Consider the following 19,514-nt stretch of genomic DNA (forward strand, 5'->3'; position numbering starts at 1 on the left):
GTGGACGCGAACGTCGATCAGATCGTCGAGGCGCTGCGCCGGTCGCTGCTGGACAACGAGCGCCTGCGCCAAGAGAACGGCAAACTGTCCGAACTGGTCACCGAGCCGATCGCGATCGTCGGCATGGCCTGCCGCTTCCCCGGCGGCGTCGGCTCGGCGGCGGACCTGTGGCGCCTGGTCGACGGCGGGGTTGACGCAGTCGCCGGGTTCCCCACCGACCGGGGCTGGGACCTGGACGGCCTGTACGACCCCGAGCCCGGCAAGGCGGGGCGCTCCATCGCGCGCGAGGGCGGCTTCCTCTACGACGCCGCCGACTTCGACGCCGACTTCTTCGGTATCAGCCCACGCGAGGCGATCGGACTCGACCCGCAGCAGCGGCTGCTGCTGGAGACGTCGTGGGAGGCGATCGAGCGGGCCGGGATCGACCCGGTGTCGCTGCGCGGCAGCCGTACCGGCGTCTTCGCGGGGGTGATGTATCACGACTACGGATTCGGCACCAGCGACGGCAGCCTGGTCACCGGGCGGGTGGCGTTCAGCCTCGGACTGGAGGGCCCGGCCGTCACGGTGGACACCGCGTGCTCGTCGTCGCTGGTCGCGATGCACTGGGCGGCGCAGGCGCTGCGCCGGGGCGACTGCACCCTGGCCCTGGCGGGCGGCGTCACGGTGATGGCGGACCCGGACATGTTCGTGTACTTCAACACCCAGCGCGGCCTGGCCCGGGACGGGCGCTGCAAGGCGTTCTCGGACGCCGCCGACGGCACCGGCTGTGCCGAGGGCGTGGGCGTGCTGGTGCTGGAGCGGCTCTGCGACGCGCGCGCCAACAGCCACCCGGTGCTGGCCGTCATCGCGGGTAGCGCCGTCAACTCAGACGGGGCGTCCAGTGGCATGACCACGCCGAACGGCCCCTCGCAGCAGCGGGTGATCCGGCGGGCGCTGGCCGACGCGGGGCTGCGTCCGGCCGATGTGGACGTGGTGGAGGCGCACGGCACCGGCACCCGGCTGGGTGACCCGATCGAGGCGCAGGCGCTGCTGGCGACGTACGGGCAGGACCGGCACGGGGATGAGCCGCTGTGGTTGGGTTCGGTGAAGTCGAACCTGGGCCACACGCAGGCGGCCGCCGGGGTCGCTGGTGTGATCAAGATGGTGGAGGCGATCCGGCGCGGATCGCTGCCGCGCACCCTGCACGCCGAGCGGCGCACCGAGCAGGTCGATTGGGCGGCCGGGCGGGTCGAACTGCTGACCGAGGCCCGGCCCTGGCCGCGGACCGGGCGGCCGCGCCGCGCCGCGGTGTCGTCGTTCGGCCTCAGCGGCACCAACGCGCACGTGATCCTGGCCGAGGCGGAGGAGGTCGCGGCCCCGTTTTCGGAGGCGCGGACCCGGCGCGGCGCGGTGCCGTGGGTGCTGTCGGCCAGGTCGCCCGAGGCCCTGGCCAAGCAGGCGGCCCGGCTGCGCGACCAGCTGACCGGCGGGAATGCGACCGATCCGGTGGACGTCGCCTGGTCGCTGGCGACCACCCGGTCCCGGTTCGACCACCGGGCGGTGGTCGTGGGTACGGACGCCGACGACCTGTCGGCCGCGCTGGTGGCCCTGGCCGCCGGTGACACGTCGACCGTCACCCGGCCCGCGCCGGGCCTGCCCACGACCGCGTTCCTGTTCACCGGTCAGGGCGCCCAACGCCTGGGCATGGCCCGGGAGTTGTATGACGCCTACCCGGTGTTCGCGTCCCGTTTCGACGAGGTGTGCACCGAACTGGACCGTTGGCTGGACCGGCCGATTCGCGAGGTCGTCTGGGGCGGCGACGAAGACCTGCTCAACCAGACCGTCTATGCGCAGGCTGGCCTGTTCGCGGTCGAGGTGGCGCTGTTCGAGTTGCTGGCGTTCTGGGGTGTCAGGCCGCAGTACCTGGCCGGGCATTCGATCGGTGAGCTGTCGGCCGCGTGCGTGGCCGGGGTGTGGTCGTTGGCTGACGCGGCGAGGCTGGTGGCGGCGCGTGGCCGGTTGATGCAGGCCCTGCCCACGGGTGGGGTGATGGTCGCGGTCGAGGCGACCGAGGCTGAGGTGTTGCCGCTGCTGGTGGACGGGGTCGATATCGCGGCGGTCAACGGTCCGCGTGCCGTGGTCGTGTCGGGGGTGGAGTCTGCGGTCGAGCAGGTCGTGGCGCAGCTGTCGGCCGAGGGTCGTCGGTCGTCACGGCTTCGGGTGTCGCACGCGTTCCACTCGGTGCTGATGGAACCGATGCTCGCCGAGTACGCCGCGATCGCGCGCGAACTGTCCTACCGCGAACCGGGCATCCCCATCGTCTCCACCGTCAACGGCCGACTGGTGATCGCGGGTCAGCTCACCGATCCGCAGTACTGGGTCGGACAGATCCGGTCCGCGGTCCGGTTCGCCGACGCGGTGACCACCCTGGCCGAGTTGGGCACGACCTCGCTGCTGGAGCTCGGCCCCGACGCGGTGCTGACCGCCGCGGCGCGGCAGATCGCGCCGGACCTGCCCGCCGCCGCGACCCAGCGGCGCGGGCGGGAGGAGACGGCCGCACTGCTGGCCGGGGTCGGCCACGCATTCGGGGCGGGCACCCCCGTCGACTGGTCGGCGGTGTTGGCCGGGCGGGGCGGCCGCCGGGTGGACCTGCCGACGTACGCCTTCCAGCGGGTGCGCTACTGGGAGCACGTGGTGGGCGCGGGCGGGGCGGCGACCGGCCTGCCGACCGTCGACCACCCGCTGCTGGCCGCGCTGCTTGATCCGCCCGCCGCCGACGCCGTGCTGCTCAGCGGACGCCTGTCCGCCGACACCCAGCCTTGGCTGGCCGACCACCGCATCGGCGACACCATCCTGTTCCCCGGCACCGGCTTCGTCGAACTGGCGCTGCGCGCCGGACAGCAGGTCGGTTGCGACGCGCTGGCCGAGCTGAGCCTGCACGAGCCGCTGGTGCTGCCCGCGCACGGCGGCGTACAGGTGCTGGTCGCCGTCGACGCCGAGCGTGGCGTGACCGTCCACTCGCGCGCCGAGGGCGAGCAGGCCGCCTGGGCGCTGCACGCGCAGGGCACCCTGGCCGGGCGCGGTACGGCACCCGCCGTGCTGGGCCAGTGGCCGCCGTCCGGGGCCGACCCGATCGACGTCAGCACCGCGTACCCCGACCTGGCCGAGCAGGGCTACGGCTACGGCCCGGCCTTCCAGGGGCTGCGTGCCGCGTGGCGTCGCGGCGACGAGATCTTCGCCGAGGTGGCGCTGCCGGAGCAGGCGTACGCCGACGCGGCCCGGTTCGGGCTGCACCCGGCCCTGCTCGACGCCGCCCTGCACGCCGCGCTGCTCACCGACGGTGGCCCGACCGCGCTCCCGTTCGCCTGGTCCGACGTCACGCTGCACGCGGTCGGCGCGACCGCCGCCCGGGTGCGCGTCACGGCGGACGGCTCCGGCGGCGTACGCGTGGATCTCGCCGATCCCACCGGCGAGCCGCTGCTGACCGTCGGCGCCCTCGCCTCCCGACCGGTCGACCCGACCCGGCTCGGCGGCCCCGCCGCGGGCCCGCTGTACAAACTGGACTCCGTGCCGGTCCCCGACGGGCCGGCCGAGCGGCGGTCGGCGATCGCCGCGCCCGAGGTGGCCGTGGCCCCACTGGCCGGGTCGGATGTCGTGGCCGACCTGCACGGCGCGGCCCGCTGGGCGCTGTCGCTGCTGCGCGACCGGCTCGTCGACGACGGCGGAACGCTGATCGTGGTCACCCGCGACGGCGATCTGGCGGCGGCCGCGGTGCGCGGTCTGGTCCGCGCCGCGCAGGCCGAGCACCCGGGCCGGATCGTGCTGCTCGACCACGACGACTCGACACCGTACGAGCCGCTGCTGGACCGGATCCTCGCCCTCGGCGAGCCCGAAGTGTGGCTGCGCGCGGGGCAGCCGTGCCTGCCCCGCCTGGTCCGCGACGTCCCCGCCCCGGCCGCGGCCGACCCCGGCTGGGGCGACCTGGTCCTGATCACCGGCGGCACCGGCGCCCTGGGCGCGGCTGTCGCCCGTCACCTGGCCACCTCGCACGGCGTCACCGGCCTGGTGCTCACCAGCCGCCGGGGCCCGAGCGCACCCGGTGCCGACGCGCTGCTGACGGAACTGTCGCTGCTCGGCGCGCAGGTCGAGATCGTGGCCTGCGACGCCGCTGACTCCGGCGCGCTGGCCGAACTGCTGGCCACTCGGCCGGTGACCTCGGTCGTGCACGCGGCCGGAGTGCTCGCCGACGCGGTGATCGAGTCGCTGACGCCGGAGCTGCTGGAGGCGGTGCTGCGGGCCAAGGCCGACGCGGCCTGGCACCTGCACGAGCTGACGGCGAGGCTGCCGCTGCGCCGGTTCGTGCTGTTCTCCTCGATCGCGGGCACCCTCGGCGGCCCGGGGCAGGCCAACTACTGCGCGGCCAACGCCTTCCTGGACGCCCTGGCCGGGCACCGGGTCGCGCGGGGCCTCGCCGCGCAGTCGCTGGCCTGGGGCCCATGGTCGGGCGCCGGTATGGGCGGCGAGCTGGCCGACCTCGATGTGGAGCGGATGCGGCGGCAGGGCTTCCCGCCGGTCGCGCCGGACCGGGGGCTGGCGCTGCTCGACGCGGCCGGCCGGTCGGCTACGCCCGCGCTGGTGACCGCGCCCGTCGACCTCGGCGCGCTGCGCGCCCTGGGCGGGGCGGGCACCCTCGCGCCGATGCTGCGCGCGCTGGTGCCCAACGCGACCCGTGCCGCTGCCCGGACCACGGCGGCCGGACAGCCGGGCTGGGCCGCGATGCCCGCACCGGAACTCGACCGGGTGCTGCTGGAACTGGTCCGTACGCAGGTGGCCGCGGTGCTGGGCTACGGCTCCACGGCCGCGGTCGAACCCGGCCGCTCGTTCCAGTCGCTGGGCTTCGACTCGCTGACCGCGCTGGAGCTGCGCAACGCGCTCACCACCGCGACCGGACTGCGCCTGCCCGCCACGCTCGTGTTCGACTACCCCGACGCGCAGCGGGTCGTGACGTACCTGCGTGACCAGATCACCGGCGCGGCGCGGACCGTACCCGGCACGGCGGTCGCCGCCGACAGCGGCGACCCGATCGCGATCGTGGGCATGGCCTGTCACTACCCGGGCGGGATCACCTCGCCCGAGCAGCTGTGGCGCCTGGTCGCCGACGGCGTCGACGCGGTGGGGGAGTTCCCCGCCGACCGGGGCTGGGACACCGACCGGCTGTTCGATCCGCGTCCGGGCACGCCCGGCCGGACCTACACCCGGCGCGGCGGCTTCCTCTACGACGCGGCCGATTTCGATCCCGCCTTCTTCGGCATCGGCCCGAACGAGGCCCTGGAGATGGATCCGCAGCAGCGGCTGCTGCTGGAGGCGTCGTGGGAGGCGCTGGAGCGGGCCGGGATCGACCCGGGCACGCTGCGGGGCACCGCGACCGGCGTCTACGCGGGCGTGATGTACCACGACTACGCCGCCAACAGCAGCACCGGTGCGATCGCCTCCGGCCGGATCTCCTACACCCTCGGGCTGGAGGGCCCGTCGGTCACGGTCGACACGGCATGTTCGTCGTCGCTGGTGGCGATGCATCTGGCCGGTCAGGCGCTGCGGTCGGGTGAGTGCTCGCTGGCGCTGGCGGGTGGCGTCGCGGTGATGGCGACGCCGGAGGTGTTCGTGGAGTTCAGCCGCCAGCGCGGGCTGGCGCCCGACGGCCGCTGCAAGTCGTTCTCGGACTCCGCCGACGGGGCGGGCTGGGCCGAGGGCGCCGGTGTCCTCGTGCTGGAGCGGTTGTCGGACGCGCGCGCCAACGGGCATCCGGTGCTGGCGATCGTGCGAGGTTCGGCGGTCAACCAGGACGGTGCGAGCAACGGCCTGACCGCGCCGAACGGGCCGTCGCAGCAGCGGGTGATCCGGCAGGCGCTGGCCAACGCGCGGCTCGAGGCCGCCGAGGTCGACCTGGTGGAGGCGCACGGCACGGGGACCGTGTTGGGCGACCCGATCGAGGCGCAGGCGCTGCTGGCCACCTACGGGCAGGGCCGGGACGAGCCGTTGTGGCTCGGCTCGATCAAGTCGAACCTGGGCCACACCCAGGCGGCGGCCGGTGTCGCCGGTGTGATCAAGATGGTGGAGGCGATGCGGCACGGCGTGATGCCGCGCACGCTGCACGCCGAGCAGCCGTCGTCGCAGGTGGACTGGGCGGCGGGCAATGTCCGCCTGCTCACCGAGGCGCGCGAGTGGGCGGTGGACGGGCGGCCGCGCCGCGCGGCCGTCTCCTCGTTCGGCATCAGCGGCACCAACGCACACGTGATCATTGAGGAGGTCGCGGCGGCGCAGGCACCCGTGGCGCCGCCGGAGCCTGGCACCGTGCTGCCGTTCGTGGTGACCGCCCGCAGTTCGGCCGCGCTGCGCGCCCAGGCCCGCAGCCTCCACGCGCACCTGCTGGCCGCGCCGGAGCACTCACCGCGCGACGTAGCCTGGTCGCTGCTCACCACGCGTGCCGCGCTGGAGCACCGGGTGGTGCTGCCCGCCGCGGACCGCGCCGAGCTGCTGTCGGCCCTGGCCCGGGTGGGCGACGGCGACCTGTCCGCGGCGGGCGCGGTGCGCTCCGCCCGGAACGTCGCCTTCCTGTTCACCGGTCAGGGTGCGCAGCGCCTGGGCATGGCCCGGGAGCTGTATGACTCCTATCCGGTGTTCGCGTCCCGGTTCGATGAGGTCTGTGCCGAGCTGGACCGCTGGTTGGATCGTCCGATCCGGGATGTGATCTGGGGTGGGGACGAGGACCTGGTCCACCAGACCGTCTATGCCCAGGCTGGGTTGTTCGTGGTTGAGGTGGCGCTGTTCGAGTTGTTGGCGTTGTGGGGTGTGCGGCCGCAGTTCCTGGCTGGGCATTCGATCGGTGAGCTGTCGGCCGCCTGTGTGGCCGGGGTGTGGTCGTTGGCTGACGCGGCGAGGCTGGTGGCGGCGCGTGGCCGGTTGATGCAGGCCCTGCCCACGGGTGGGGTGATGGTGGCCGTGGAGGCGACCGAGGCCGAGGTCAGTGCGCTGCTGGTGGACGGGGTCGATATCGCGGCGGTCAACGGCCCGCGTGCCGTGGTCGTGTCCGGGGTGGAGTCCGCGGTCGAGCAGGTCGTGGCGCAGCTGGGCGCGGACGGGCGCCGGACGTCGCGGTTGCGGGTGTCGCACGCGTTCCACTCGCTGCTGATGGAACCGATGCTGGCCGAGTACGCAGCCGTGGCTCGGGAACTGTCCTACCGCGAACCGAACATCCCGGTCGTCTCGACTGTCACGGGGCAGCAGGCAGTTCCCACGCAACTGACAGACCCAAGCTACTGGGTGGGCCAGGTCCGGGCCGCGGTGCGGTTCGCCGACGCGGTCACGACGTTGGCGGGGCTCGGCGCGTCGGTGCTGCTGGAGGTGGGCCCGGACGCGGTGCTGGCCGCGTTGGCGGACCAGTGCGTCGAGCCGGAGCTCACGGTCGCGGCGACGCTGCGGCGGGGCCGGGCCGAGGCCGCCACGCTGCTGGCCGGGCTCGGACGGTTGTACTCGGTCGGCGTGCCCGTCGACTGGTCCGCGCCGGTCGGCACCGGGCGGCCGGTGCCCCTGCCGACCTATGCCTTCCAGCGGGATCGCTACTGGTGGGACACGCGGGACTACCTCGCCACGTCGTGGCTGGGCGAACCCGACGCCGGGATCGCCACCGCCGGTCTGGACGCCGCGGGCCATCCGCTGCTGGGCGCGGTGGTGTCGTTGCCGGACTCCGGGGTGCTGCTGACCGGCCGCCTGTCCGTCGAGAGCCAGCCGTGGCTGGCCGACCACCGCATCGGCGACACGATCCTGTTCCCCGGCACCGGCTTCGTCGAGCTGGCAGGACGCGCCGGGCAGGAGGTCGGCTGCCCGGAGGTGGCGGAGCTGGCGATGCAGGCGGCTCTGGCGCTGCCCGCGCGGGGTGGGGTGGCGGTGCAGGTCGCGGTCGCGGCCGCCGATCCGCGGGGCGAGCGGGCGGTGACCATCCACTCGCGCGCCGACGACGGTACGGCCTGGACGCTGCACGCCGAAGGGGTGCTGTGCGCCGTACGCGAGGCCGTACCGGCACTGTCGCCGCAGCCGTGGCCGCCGGTCGGCGCCGAGCCGGTGGACCTGTCCGGCGCGTACGACGCGCTGCTGGAGCAGGGCTACGCGTACGGTCCCGTCTTCCGGGGGCTGCGGGCGGTGTGGCGGCGCGGCGACGAGACGTTCGCCGAGGTGGCGCTGCCAGAGCACGCGTACGCCGAGGCGGCCGGGTTCGGGCTGCACCCGGCGCTGTTCGACGCCGCGATGCACGCGGTGATCCTGGTCGACGACGACGATCGCAGCACGCTGCTGCCCTTCGCCTGGTCGGGCGTGCGGGTGCACCAGCCGGGCAACACCGCGCTGCGGGTGCGCATCAGCCGCCCGTCCCTGGCCGTCGAGCTGGCCGACCTGGCCGGGAACCCGGTCGCCTCCGTACGCGAGTTGGCGCTGCGCCCGGTCGACCCGGCGGCCGCCGGGGGCGGCTCGGGGGCGCTCTACCGGATCGACTGGCAGCCCCGACCGCGATCCGGTGCCACCGCCCCGGCCTGGGCTTCCTGGACCGACGCGCGAGCCACGGCGGCGACCCCGCAGGTCGTGGTGCTCGACTGCCCCGCCGCCGACGGAGATCCGGCCACGGGGGCGCGCGGGGCCACCGGCGCGGTGCTGACGGCGCTGCAGGACTGGCTGGCCGAGCCCAGGTTCGCCGCCGGTCGGCTCGTGGTGACCACGTACGGCGCGGTCGCCGTGCCCGAGGTGACCGACCTGGCCACCGCCCCCGTGTGGGGTCTGGTCCGGGCGGCGCAGGCCGAACACCCGGACCGCGTCGTCCTGCTCGATCTGGACGACGCACGGGCGCTGCCGGACGTGCTCGGCGACGTGCTGGGCAGCGGCGAGCCCGAACTGGCGCTGCGCGGCGGCGAACTGCTGGTGCCGCGCCTGGTGCCCACGGGACGTGGCCAGGCGCCGGTGCCGGGGACCCGCCCGCAGGCCCCCGCCGCCGCCGACCCCGCTCGACCGGTGCTGATCACCGGCGGCACCGGCGGCCTGGGCGCGATCCTGGCCCGGCACCTGGTGACCCGGCACGGGGTGCGGCGGCTGGTGCTGACCAGCCGCCGGGGCCCCGACGCACCGGACGCCGACGCGCTGGCGGGGCGGCTGCGTGAACTGGGCGCCGAGGTGACCGTGCTCGCCTGCGACGTGGCCGACCGCGACTCGGTGGCAAGCCTGCTCAAGCAGGTGCGCCCTGGCGGTGTGGTGCACGCGGCCGGGGTCGCCGACCACGGCGTGATCGGTTCGCTGACCGCGCACCGGCTGGACGCGGTGTTCGGGCCCAAGGCGGACGCCGCCTGGCACCTGCATGAGCTGACCACCGACCTGGACCTGAGCATGTTCGTGCTGCTGTCCTCGGCGGGCGGTCTGGTGCTACCCGCCGGGCAGGGCGGCTACGCCGCGGCCAACGTGTTCCTGGACGCCCTCGCCGCCTACCGTCGGGCGGGTGGCCTGACCGCCACCTCGGTCGCGTACGGACTCTGGGACGTCGGGGCCGGGTTGGGACAGCGGCTGGAACAGGCCGACCTGGACCGCTTCGCGCGGCAGGGCGTGCCCGCGCTGCCGGAGGCGGAGGCGTTGGCGCTGTTCGATGCCGCCCTGGCCTCAGGGCTGGCCGCCCCGGCGGCGCTGCGGGTGGACCGGGCCGCGCTGCGGGTCCGCGGCGGCGAGCCGCCCGCGCTGCTGCGGCAGCTGGCCGGGGTGCCCGCCGCGACCGCCGCGCCCGACGATCCGGCCGCGCTGCGGCGACGGCTGGCCGGGCTGCCCGCGCCGGAGCGGGAGCGGGCGCTGCTCGACCTGGTGCGCACCCACGCGGCGGCGCTGCTCGGCTACCCGGGCCCCGCGCACATCGAGGTGGAGCGCGGTTTCCTGGATCTCGGCTTCGACTCGCTGACCGCCGTGGAGCTGCGCAACCGGCTCGGGGCGGCGGTCGGGCACCGGTTGCCGTCGACGCTGCTGTTCGACTACCCGACGGCGCGCGCGATGGCGGCCCACCTGGCTACGGTCGTCGGGGGCGCGAACGGCGCCGGGCCGGTGTCGCCGGACGGCGATCTGAGCGGGGTCTCGGCGGCCGAGCTGTTCGCCATCCTGGATCAGGAACTGGGCCCGCGGTAGCGCGAAGCCGCCACCGCTTCAGGAGCTGGAGCCGTGGCGGCGGCGCGAACGCGTCGCGGCCGACCGGAGTCCCCGGTCGGCCGCGATAGGCCGCGCTCAGGCGCCGACGGTCTTGAGGTACGCCGACATCACGTCGAGGAAGCGCTCCGGCTCCTCCAGGTGCGGCATGTGGCTGGACTCCTCGAAGACCTCCCACCGCACGTCCGGGATCAGGTCGCGGAACGGCTGCAGCGTCACCGGGGTGGCCTCGTCGTGGCGGCCCGACAGCACCAGCACGGGCACCTCGATGTGCGGGCAGGCGTCCTCCACCGACCAGTCCCGCAGCGTCCCGATGACGTGGAACTCGCTGGGGCCGTTCATGGTCCGGTAGACGGTGGGGTCGTTGTAGACCTCGTAGAACGAGGCGAGGTAGTCGCGCGGCCAGGGCTGGAGACGGCACACGTGCCGCTCGTAGAAGACCCGCATCGCCTCGTGGTACTCGTTGTCGTCGGTGGTGCCCGCGGCCTCGTGGCGACGCAGCGTCTCGTCGACGCCCGGCGGCAGCGCCGCGCGCAGCACCGCCATCTCGCTCAGCCACAGCGGGTACGACGCGGGCGAGTTGGCGATGACCAGCCCGCGCAGGCCCGCGGGCTTGCGTCCGGCGTGGGCCGCGGCCAGCATGCCACCCCACGAGTGTCCGAACAGGACGTAATTCTCGACCACGCCCGCCTGCCGGAGCAGGTTGTCGAGCTCGGCCAGGAACAGCTCCGGGGTCCAGAAGTCGGCCCCCTGCTCGGGCAGGTGCGTGGAGCCGCCGTTGCCGAGCTGGTCGTAGTGCACCACCGGCCGCCCCGGTGCGGCCAGCGCGGCCAGGTTCAGCAGGTAGTCGTGGGTGCTGCCGGGTCCGCCGTGCACCACCACCAGGGCGGTGGCGCCGGGGGTGACCTCGCCGGTCACCCGATACCAGGTGCGGTGGGCGCCGAAGGGCGCGCTGGCCTTGCGGCTGGGGGCGACGGTCACCGCGGACCACCTCATCCTTCCTCGGGGGTACGCGGGACGGCCCGCCCCGCCACGCGAAGGCTACGAGCCGATCCCTGGCCGGCCCACCCTTAGCCGCTGCTTAGGGGGGTTGCGCCGGACCCGGGCGCAGTACTGTCGGCGCAGCCGGTGGCGACTGCTGCGGAGGCGGAGGACAACGTGATCCAGGGCATGGTGGCGGGGTCCGCCGCCGCGAGCGCCGACCCGTCGGTGCCGCCGGTGGCGCAGCGCCAGGAGCGGTTCCGCGCCGCGATGGCGGCCTATCCCAGCGGCGTGGTCATCGTGACGACCGCCGACCGCGAGGGGCAGCCCTGGGGTTTCACCGCGACCTCCTTCTGCGCCGTGTCGATGGCGCCGCCGCTGGTGCTGTTCTGCCTGGACAAGGCGGCCCGGTGCCATCCGGCCTTCCTCGCCGCCGACTCGTGGGCGGTGAACGTGCTGGGGCAGGAGCAGGCCGAGCTGGCCGTGCGCTTCGCGACCCGGGGCGCGGACAAGTTCGGCGGCGGCGAGTTCCGGCCCGGCCGTCACGGCAATCCGGTGCTCACCCGGGCCTGCCTGGTGCTGGACTGCGTCCGCCACGACCTCGTCGACGGCGGCGACCACACCATCGTGCTGGGCGAGGTGCTGGACGCGCGCGTCCTCGGCGAGCCGCCCGCGGTCTACGCCGAGCGGCGCTTCCACCGGCTCGCCGAGCAGCCGCCCCGGCACCCCTAGACCAGCCGGGCGCGGCGGGGTAGGGGGTCGCGAACCCTTCCCGGCACCGGAGCTGCTCGATAGCGTACGCACCGCCATATCGATAGCCCGAGGAGTCCGTGATGCCCGAGTCGCAGCTGGAGATGGTCGACGTCGAGGAGTTGGAGTCCGAACTCGACGGCCTGGTCGAGGAGGACCTCCTGGTGGAGGAGATCTCCATCGACGGCATGTGCGGCGTGTACTGATCCCGTGTTCGACCCGAGCCTGCCCTACCGCCGCGCGCCGCGCGTGGCGCTGCGCCCCGAACCCTTCGGCGCACTGGCGTACGACTTCGGCACCCGCCGCCTGTCGTTCCTGAAGACGAAACTGCTCGTCGACGTGGTGCAGCGGCTGGAGCGGTGCCCGGACGTGCCCTCGGCGCTGACCGAGGCGGGCGTGCCGGGGCAGCAGTGGCGCTCGTACCTGTCCGCGCTGGCCGGGTTGGCCGACACCGGTCTCATCGAACCGCGTGAGTCGTCGGCCGGGGTCACGGAGGAGGACGTCCTGTGAAACTCGTCGACCAGTTCGCCTCGGGGCTGGACAGCCCGATCTGCCTCACCTGGGAACTGACCTTCGCCTGCAACCTGTCCTGCGTGCACTGCCTGTCGGCCTCCGGCCGGCGCGACCCGCGCGAGCTGACCACCGAGCAGTGCCGCGCCGTCGTCGACGAGCTGCAGCGCATGCAGGTGTTCTACGTCAACCTGGGCGGCGGCGAGCCGACGGTGCGCCCCGACTTCTGGGAGCTCGTCGCCTACGCCGTGGACCACCAGGTGGGGGTGAAGTTCTCCACCAACGGCATCCGGATCACGCCGGAGCGGGCCCGCTGGCTGGCCGCCACCGACTACGTCGACGTGCAGCTGTCCCTGGACGGGGCGAGTGCCGAGGTCAACGACGCGGTGCGCGGGCCCGGCTCGTACGACGCCGCGATCCGCGCCATGGACCACCTGGCCGACGCGGGGCTGCGCGGTTTCAAGATCAGTGTGGTGATGACCCGCGAGAACGTCGACCAGCTCGACGACTTCGCCGCCCTCGCCGCGCGGTACGAGGCGCAGCTGCGCATCACCCGGCTGCGGCCGTCCGGGCGGGCGGTCGACGTCTGGGACCGGCTGCACCCCACCGCCGAGCAACAGTGGCAGCTCTACCAGTGGCTGCTGGCGCACGGCGAGCAGGTGCTCACCGGTGACTCGTTCTTCCACCTCAACGCCTACGGCGACGGCCCGCTGCCGGGGTTGAACATGTGCGGCGCCGGGCGGGTCGTCGCGCTGATCGACCCGGTCGGCGACGTGTACGCCTGCCCGTTCGTCATCCACGACCGCTTCCGCGCCGGCAACGTGCTCGACCCGGGCGGCTTCGCCGCGGTGTGGCGCGAGTCGGAGCTGTTCCGGCAGCTGCGTGGCCCCCAGTCGGGCGGTGCGTGTCAGAGCTGCTCGGCGTTCGACGCCTGCCGGGGCGGCTGCATGGCCGCGAAGTTCTTCACCGGCCTGCCGCTGGACGGCCCCGATCCGGAGTGCGTGCGCGGCCACGGCGAACCGGCGCTGGTCGGCGCGGGCGCCGTGCCGCGCCCGTCGGTCGACCACTCCCGCAAGCCGGTGCCGGTGCGCCTCGGCCGCCGCGGCGACGCCGCGACCGCGCCCGACCGCGCCTGCGACACCAGCCCGCTGGCCGGGCTGACGCTGCCGACCGGTCTCGGCTGACACCTGACAAGGCCCGGCAAGTGCTGTCGGTTCCTGAATCCACCTATGACATCTGGAGGCACTGTGGACGTCGCCGGCAAGTGGAACATCTCCGTGAACACCCCCATCGGCCGCCAGGAGGCGGTGCTGCTGCTGGTCGCCGACGGCGCCGACCTGACCGGCACCTGCACCGCCGGTGGCACCACGCTGCCGCTGCAGGACGGCCGGTTCGAGAACGACGTGATCGGCTTCAAGGTGCGCCTGGTCAAGCCGATGCCGATGGACTGCACGTACGCCCTGGCGGTCACCGGGGACAACCTGGTCGGCGACGTCAAGCTGGGCGCGTTCGGCAAGGCGAAGGTCACCGGCGCCCGCGCCTGAATCCACCGCTCGGCCGCCCCGGACCGGATGGGTCCGGGGCGGCCCTTTGTCGTGTCCGGGCTGCTAGGGGTGGGTCGCGGCGAGCCGCGTAGGGGGTGCGCGCGGGCGCCTGGCGGTGGCGTGCATAAGGGTTCCCGGTCGATGCGCTCGCCCGTACCGTTCGGGTCGATCGACAGCCGGCGTCATCGTCACCAGTCAGGGCGTCGCGCGTGAACGGGATGGGTGATCACATTGGACGCTCTCGCGGAAGCCGCTCTCGGCGGCGCCGATCCGCAGACCCTGGCGCGGCTGCCCCTGCCGGAGGCGTTCGACGCCGCCTGCATCCGGGCGCAGGACGCCACCATGTTCGACGGCGCCTCCCACCGCGACGTGCGCAAGTCGCTGTCGGTGAACGCGGTGCCGATGCCCGAACTCGCCCCCGACGAGGTCCTCGTCGCGGTGATGGCGAGTTCCATCAACTACAACACTGTCTGGTCGGCGATGTTCGAGCCGGTGTCGACGTTCGGTTCGCTGCGCGCCTTCGCCCGGCAGGGCGGCTACCCGGCCCGCCACGACCTGCCGTACCAGGTGGTCGGCTCGGACGCGGCTGGGGTGATCGTGCGGGTCGGCGCCGGGGTGCGCCGGTGGCAGGTCGGCGACCACGTGGTGGTCAGCCCCGCCTACGTCGACGACCAGGAGGCCTCGGCGCACGCCGACGCCATGATGGGCGTCCACGGCCGGGCCTGGGGTTACGAGACGAACTTCGGTGGGCTGGCCCACTACACGGTTGTGCGGGCCACCCAGCTGGTGCCCAAGCCCGCCCATCTGACCTGGGAGGAGGCGGCCAGCGTCACCCTGTGCGCGGGCACCGCCTACCGGATGCTGGTCAGCGACCGGGGTGCCCGCATCAAGCAGGGCGACGTGGTGCTGATCTGGGGCGCCACGGGCGGTCTCGGCGCCTTCGCGGTGCAGCTGGTCAAGAACGGCGGCGGCATCCCGATCGGCGTGGTCAGCTCGGCCCGCAAGGCGGAGATCCTGCGCGAGCAGGGCTGCGATGTGGTGATCGACCGCAATGAGGTCGGTCTCGGCGACGGCGCCGACCTCGACCCGATCGAGACGGGCAAGCGGCTGGGGCGCGTGATCCGGCGTGAGGTCGGCGAAGACCCGCACGTGGTCTTCGACTACGTCGGCCAGGCCACCTTCGGGACCTCGGTCTTCGTGGTGCGCCGGGGCGGGGTCGTGGTGACCTGCGGGTCGAGCACCGGCTACCAGCACCAGTACGACAACCGCTACCTCTGGATGAACCTCAAGCGGATCATCGGCAGCCACATCGCGAACCTGCAGGAAGCGCACGAGACCAACCGGCTGCTCGGTCTCGGCCAGGTAATCCCGGTGCTGACCAGCCTCTACCGCCTCGACGACGTAGGCGAGGCGGCTCGGCTGGTGCAGACCAACGGGCACATCGGCAAGGTCGGCGTGCTGTGTGCGGCGCCCCGGCCGGGCCTCGGCGTCACCGACCCGCAGACCCGCGCCCGGATCGGACAGGACCGCCTCACCAGCTGGCGGCGCTACGGCGTGACCGGCGGCGCGGCCGTTCCCGACAGCAGAGAGGGGTGAGGCGATGCCGACCGGAATCCTTTCCACCGGCTCGTACCTGCCGAAGTACGAGGTCACCAACGAGGAGATCGCCGAGCGCGCCGGGGTCACCCCGGAGTGGATCGAGCGCAAGACCCAGATCGTGCAACGGCGATACGCCGCGCCCGCCGAGGCCACCTCGGACCTGGCCGCGTACGCCGCCCAGGCCGCCCTCGACCAGGCCGGGCTGGGCGCCGAGGACATCGACTACCTCATCGTCTCCACCTCGACCCCCGACTCGCCCCAGCCGCCCACCGCGAACCTGGTGCAGGACCTGATCGGCGCCCCGAACGCGGCCTGCTTCGACATCAACGTCGTGTGCAGCGGGTTCGTCTACGGCGTCGACATCGCCCGCGCCCTGGTGGAGCGTCGGCCCGGCAGTCGGGCGCTGGTGGTGGCGTCCGACGTGTACTCGCGCATCCTCGACTTCGGCGACCACCGCACCTCGGTGCTGCTCGGCGACGGCGCCGGGGCGGCCGTGATCGGTGCGGTGAGCGCGCCGTACGGCCTGCTGGAGACGCACCTGGCCAGCCGTGGCGACGCGCACCGGCTGATCCGGGTGGAGGCGGGCGGCAGCCGCCTGCCCACCTCCCCGGACACGATCGCCGAGGGCGGCCACTTCTTCCGCATGGACGGTCGCGGCGTACGCGACTTCGTGATGGAGCACGTTCCCCCCGCCGTGGCCGACCTGGCCCAGCGGGCGGAAGTCGCGCTGGACCGGATCGACCACGTGGTGCCGCACCAGCCCAACGGGGTGCTGCTGACCGAGCTGGTCGCCCGGTGCGGCCTGGCCGGGGCGACCACCCACCGCACCCTGGAGCGCTACGGCAACATCGGCAGCGCCTCGGTGCCGGTCGCACTCGACCACGCCAACCGCGCCGGGCTGCTGGCACCCGGCGACCTGGTGCTGCTGGCCGCGTTCGGCGGCGGCATGAGCATCGGCGCCAGTCTGCTGCGCTGGGGGGTCTGACATGACCGGCACCCCCGTGATCGAACGGGTCGGCGTGGTCGGCTGCGGCGTGATGGGCAGCGGCATCGCCGAGGTCAGCGCCCGGTCCGGCCTGGACACCGTGGTCGTGGTCTCCGCACCCGGCGCGGTCGCCACCGGGCAGGCCCGGGTGGCCCGCTCGCTGGACCAGGCCGTGGCCAAGGGTCGGCTCGGCGAACCCGAGCGCGACGCCGCGTGGGCCCGGCTGACGTTCACCGCCGAACTCGGCGACCTGGCCGACCGCCAGCTCGTCGTGGAGGCGGTCCGGGAGGTCCCGGAGACCAAGTGCGAGGTGTTCGCGCAGCTCGACAAGATCGTGTCCGATCCGGCCGCGATCCTGGCTTCGACCACCTCGTCGATCCCGGTGACCAGGCTGGCACGGGCCACCACCCGGCCGGGCCGGGTCATCGGCGCCCACTTCTTCAGCCCGGTGCCGATGCTGCCGCTGGTCGAGGTGATCGCCTCGGTGCTCACCGACGCCGGCACGGTCGAGCGCACCACCGGCTTCGTCACCGCGACCCTGGGCAAGAAGGTCATCCAGGCGCCCGACCGGGCCGGTTTCGTGGTCAACGTGCTGCTGGTGCCGTACCTGCTGGCGGCGGTCCGGATGGTGGAGTCCGGGCACGCCACGGCCGAGACGATCGACGCCGGGATGACGCTGGGCTGCGCCCACCCCGTCGGCCCGCTGCGCCTGGCCGACCTGATCGGACTCGACGTCATCCACGCCGTCGCCGAGGCGCTGTACGACGAGTACAAGGAGCCGCTCTACGCGCCGCCGCCGCTGCTGCGGCGCATGGTCGAGGGCGGGCTGCTGGGCAAGAAGTCCGGCCGCGGCTTCCACCGCCACAGCTGACGGATAGGGGTGCGCCGGGTCCGGGTTAGGGGGCCGATCCTCTGGCCCGACCTGCGCACACCTGGTTTGAATAAGGCGCTCATCGCCCCTGTGCCGTCGGGGCCGGTGATCGCCATCCCCCCGGTCCTGCGACGCGTCTGAGGTACCCCATGGCTCTGAAGTTCAGCGAGTCGGCCGTCATCACCGGCGACATCTCGTTCATCTGGCAGACGATCACCGATGTCGCCTCCTGGCCGGAGTGGGACGAGCACTTCGTGAAGACGGGCTTCGAGGGCCCGTTCGTGGTCGGCGCCACCGGCTGGAACAAGCCGCGCGGCACGCCCGGCGACGGTGGGGCGCCGTTCACGGTGACCGCGGTCGAGCACGAGCGTTCCTTCTCGACCGACACGAAGATGCCGATGGGCAAGATGCTCATCGACAACACGTTCGAGCCGCTGCCCGACGGCCGGATCGCGATCTCGCGCGACGTCGAGGTGCACGGCGGCTTCGCGCCGATGTTCAAGCTGTTCTTCCTCGACGGCATGCGCAAGGACATGCAGCACAGCTTCCTGCTGCTGGAGGCCGAGGCCAAGCGCCGGGCCGCCGCGGCGGCGGAGGGCGCCAAGTGACCACCGCGCTCGTGCTCGGCGGCGGCCTGGCGGGTATGGCCGCGGCCGCCGCCCTGGCCCCCCATGTGGACACCGTCATCGTCGTGGAGAGCGACCGGCTGCCCGCCGGGCCGGAGCCCCGCCGCGGACTGCCGCAGGCCCACCACAACCACGTGCTGATGGCGGGCGGCGCCAAGGCGTTGGACGCGCTACTGCCCGGCACCACCGCCCGGCTGTACGAGGCCGGCGCGCACCACCGCAAGATCGGGCGGTTCCTGCTGCTCGGCCCCGACGTGTGGAGCCGCTGCTCCGACGGCGACGCCTTCGCCATCACCTGCAGCCGCCACCTGGTCGACCACACCGTACGCAGCCAGGCGCTGGCGGGCGGCAAGGTCGAACTGATCGACGGCACGAAGGTGATCGGGCTGGTCGGCGACCAGAGCCGGGTCACCGGCGCGCGCGTGGAGGCCGAGGACGGCGCGGTCCGCGTCATCCGCGCCGACCTGGTCGTCGACGCCACCGGCAGCCGGTCCAAGGCGACCCAGTGGCTCACCGACCTGCGCGTCGGCCCGGTCAAGGAGGACCTGCTCGACACCGGCCTGGCCTATGTCGGCCGCACCTACGAGCAGCCTGCGGGCTTCGGCGCGGACTTCCCGGGCGTCCTGATCCAGGCGCGGCCCGGCTCCGGCCCCGAGGCGGCCGGCGGTGCGCTGATGCCGCAGGAGGACGGCCGGTGGATCGTCGCGCTGATGGGTCCCCGGGGCAACCACCCGCCGACCGACGAGGCCGAGTTCCTGGCCTTCGCCCGCGCCATGCGGCACTCGGTCATCGGTGACCTGCTCGCCGAGGCGCGCCCGGTCACGCCGATGCGCTCGGCCCGCGGCCTGGCCAACCGCCGCCGCCACTTCGACCGGGCCCGGATGCCCGAAGGCTTCCTGGCCCTCGGCGACGCGGTCATGATCCTCAGTCCGAACTTCGGCACCGGGATGGCCGTCGCCGCGATGGGCGCGCTCGCGCTGCGTACGCAGCTGGAGCGGTCCGGCTTCGGGCCGGGTCTGGCCCGGCGGGTGCAGAAGGCGGTCGCGGGCATCGGCGCCGGCCCGTGGCAGATGGCGATCACCAACGACCGCTGGTTCCCGGGCGTGGAGACCAACCTGAAGCTCAGCGGCGGCGACGGCCAGCGCAAGTTCGGCGTCCGCTTCGCGAAGGTCATCGCCGACAACCCGGCGGTCGCCCGGCGGATGCAGGACATCTCCGCGCTGGTCGCCCCGCTGAGCACCATGATGTCGCCGTCGATGATGTTCGCCGTCATGCGCGGCCCGCAGCGCCCGCCGCTGACGGCCGCCGAGGCGATCGGCCAGTTCCCGCAGCTGGCGTCCGTGCGGCCGGGTGCGGCCCCCGGGCGGCTGCCCGAACCCGCCGACGCCGCCCAGTAGCACACCGTCGTTCGTGGACAGTCGCGCGCTCGTGCGAGAAGGGAATCTTCGATG

General features: G+C 73.9%; 12 protein-coding genes. 11 read left to right on the plus strand and 1 reads right to left on the minus strand.

Translation table 11 applies throughout. The features are described from left to right. Window positions 1–10,179 carry a type I polyketide synthase gene (locus KUA19_RS44775; RefSeq protein WP_217402756.1) on the plus strand — a complete coding sequence of 3,393 codons (10,179 nt, stop codon included), beginning with the start codon at window positions 1–3 and terminating at the stop codon, window positions 10,177–10,179. Between the two features lie 96 nt (window positions 10,180–10,275). Here KUA19_RS44775 and KUA19_RS33835 read toward each other — a convergent pair whose 3' ends face one another. Next, complete coding sequence (locus tag KUA19_RS33835) at window positions 10,276–11,193, minus strand: proline iminopeptidase-family hydrolase (RefSeq protein ID WP_217402757.1); 918 nt, start codon at window positions 11,191–11,193, stop codon at window positions 10,276–10,278. A 132-nt stretch (window positions 11,194–11,325) separates the two neighbouring features. Here KUA19_RS33835 and KUA19_RS33840 point away from each other — a divergent pair, with 132 nt between their 5' ends. The 10 genes from KUA19_RS33840 (at window position 11,326) to KUA19_RS33885 (ending at window position 19,460) form a co-directional block, all read left to right on the plus strand. Beyond that, window positions 11,326–11,910 carry a flavin reductase family protein gene (locus tag KUA19_RS33840; protein WP_308167805.1) on the plus strand — a complete coding sequence of 195 codons (585 nt, stop codon included), beginning with the start codon at window positions 11,326–11,328 and terminating at the stop codon, window positions 11,908–11,910. A gap of 101 nt (window positions 11,911–12,011) precedes the next feature. Continuing rightward, a complete protein-coding gene (gene mftA / locus KUA19_RS33845; protein WP_217402758.1) occupies window positions 12,012–12,134 on the plus strand; it encodes a mycofactocin precursor MftA in 123 nt (40 codons plus the stop codon). 4 nt (window positions 12,135–12,138) lie between these two features. Beyond that, entirely contained in the window at window positions 12,139–12,438 is a 300-nt protein-coding gene (gene mftB / locus KUA19_RS33850) for a mycofactocin biosynthesis chaperone MftB (RefSeq protein ID WP_217402759.1), read from the plus strand. Then, window positions 12,435–13,622 carry a mycofactocin radical SAM maturase gene (mftC, locus tag KUA19_RS33855; protein ID WP_217402765.1) on the plus strand — a complete coding sequence of 396 codons (1,188 nt, stop codon included), beginning with the start codon at window positions 12,435–12,437 and terminating at the stop codon, window positions 13,620–13,622. Before mftB ends, mftC begins: the two co-directional genes overlap by 4 nt. Before the next feature lie 63 nt (window positions 13,623–13,685). Beyond that, on the plus strand, window positions 13,686–13,982 hold the full coding sequence (locus tag KUA19_RS33860; protein WP_217402767.1) for a hypothetical protein: 297 nt from the start codon (window positions 13,686–13,688) through the stop codon (window positions 13,980–13,982). A 222-nt stretch (window positions 13,983–14,204) separates the two neighbouring features. Continuing rightward, window positions 14,205–15,578 carry a crotonyl-CoA carboxylase/reductase gene (gene ccrA / locus KUA19_RS33865; protein ID WP_372451935.1) on the plus strand — a complete coding sequence of 458 codons (1,374 nt, stop codon included), beginning with the start codon at window positions 14,205–14,207 and terminating at the stop codon, window positions 15,576–15,578. Between the two features lie 4 nt (window positions 15,579–15,582). Continuing rightward, complete coding sequence (locus tag KUA19_RS33870) at window positions 15,583–16,566, plus strand: 3-oxoacyl-ACP synthase III family protein (RefSeq protein ID WP_217402769.1); 984 nt, start codon at window positions 15,583–15,585, stop codon at window positions 16,564–16,566. Between the two features lies 1 nt (window position 16,567). Next, complete coding sequence (locus tag KUA19_RS33875) at window positions 16,568–17,437, plus strand: 3-hydroxybutyryl-CoA dehydrogenase (protein ID WP_217402770.1); 870 nt, start codon at window positions 16,568–16,570, stop codon at window positions 17,435–17,437. A 149-nt stretch (window positions 17,438–17,586) separates the two neighbouring features. After that, the gene (locus KUA19_RS33880) at window positions 17,587–18,045 is read left to right on the plus strand and encodes an SRPBCC family protein (protein ID WP_217402772.1); all 459 of its coding nucleotides are present in this window, start codon (window positions 17,587–17,589) and stop codon (window positions 18,043–18,045) included. Next, window positions 18,042–19,460, plus strand: a complete 1,419-nt coding sequence (locus KUA19_RS33885) for an NAD(P)/FAD-dependent oxidoreductase (protein WP_217402775.1) — start codon at window positions 18,042–18,044, stop codon at window positions 19,458–19,460. The genes KUA19_RS33880 and KUA19_RS33885 overlap by 4 nt, the downstream gene beginning before the upstream one ends. Window positions 19,461–19,514 lie beyond the last annotated feature (54 nt).

The organism is Catellatospora tritici (assembly GCF_019083965.1).
In the GTDB taxonomy this organism is placed as follows: domain Bacteria; phylum Actinomycetota; class Actinomycetes; order Mycobacteriales; family Micromonosporaceae; genus Catellatospora; species Catellatospora tritici.

Coding starts and splice junctions, on each gene's coding strand:
- KUA19_RS33880 (WP_217402772.1), top strand. CDS start 17,587: ATGGCTCTGAAGTTCAGCGAGTCGGCCGTCATCACCGGCGACATCTCG.
- KUA19_RS33875 (WP_217402770.1), top strand. CDS start 16,568: ATGACCGGCACCCCCGTGATCGAACGGGTCGGCGTGGTCGGCTGCGGC.
- KUA19_RS33870 (WP_217402769.1), top strand. CDS start 15,583: ATGCCGACCGGAATCCTTTCCACCGGCTCGTACCTGCCGAAGTACGAG.
- mftA (WP_217402758.1), top strand. CDS start 12,012: ATGCCCGAGTCGCAGCTGGAGATGGTCGACGTCGAGGAGTTGGAGTCC.
- KUA19_RS33835 (WP_217402757.1), bottom strand. CDS start 11,193: ATGAGGTGGTCCGCGGTGACCGTCGCCCCCAGCCGCAAGGCCAGCGCG.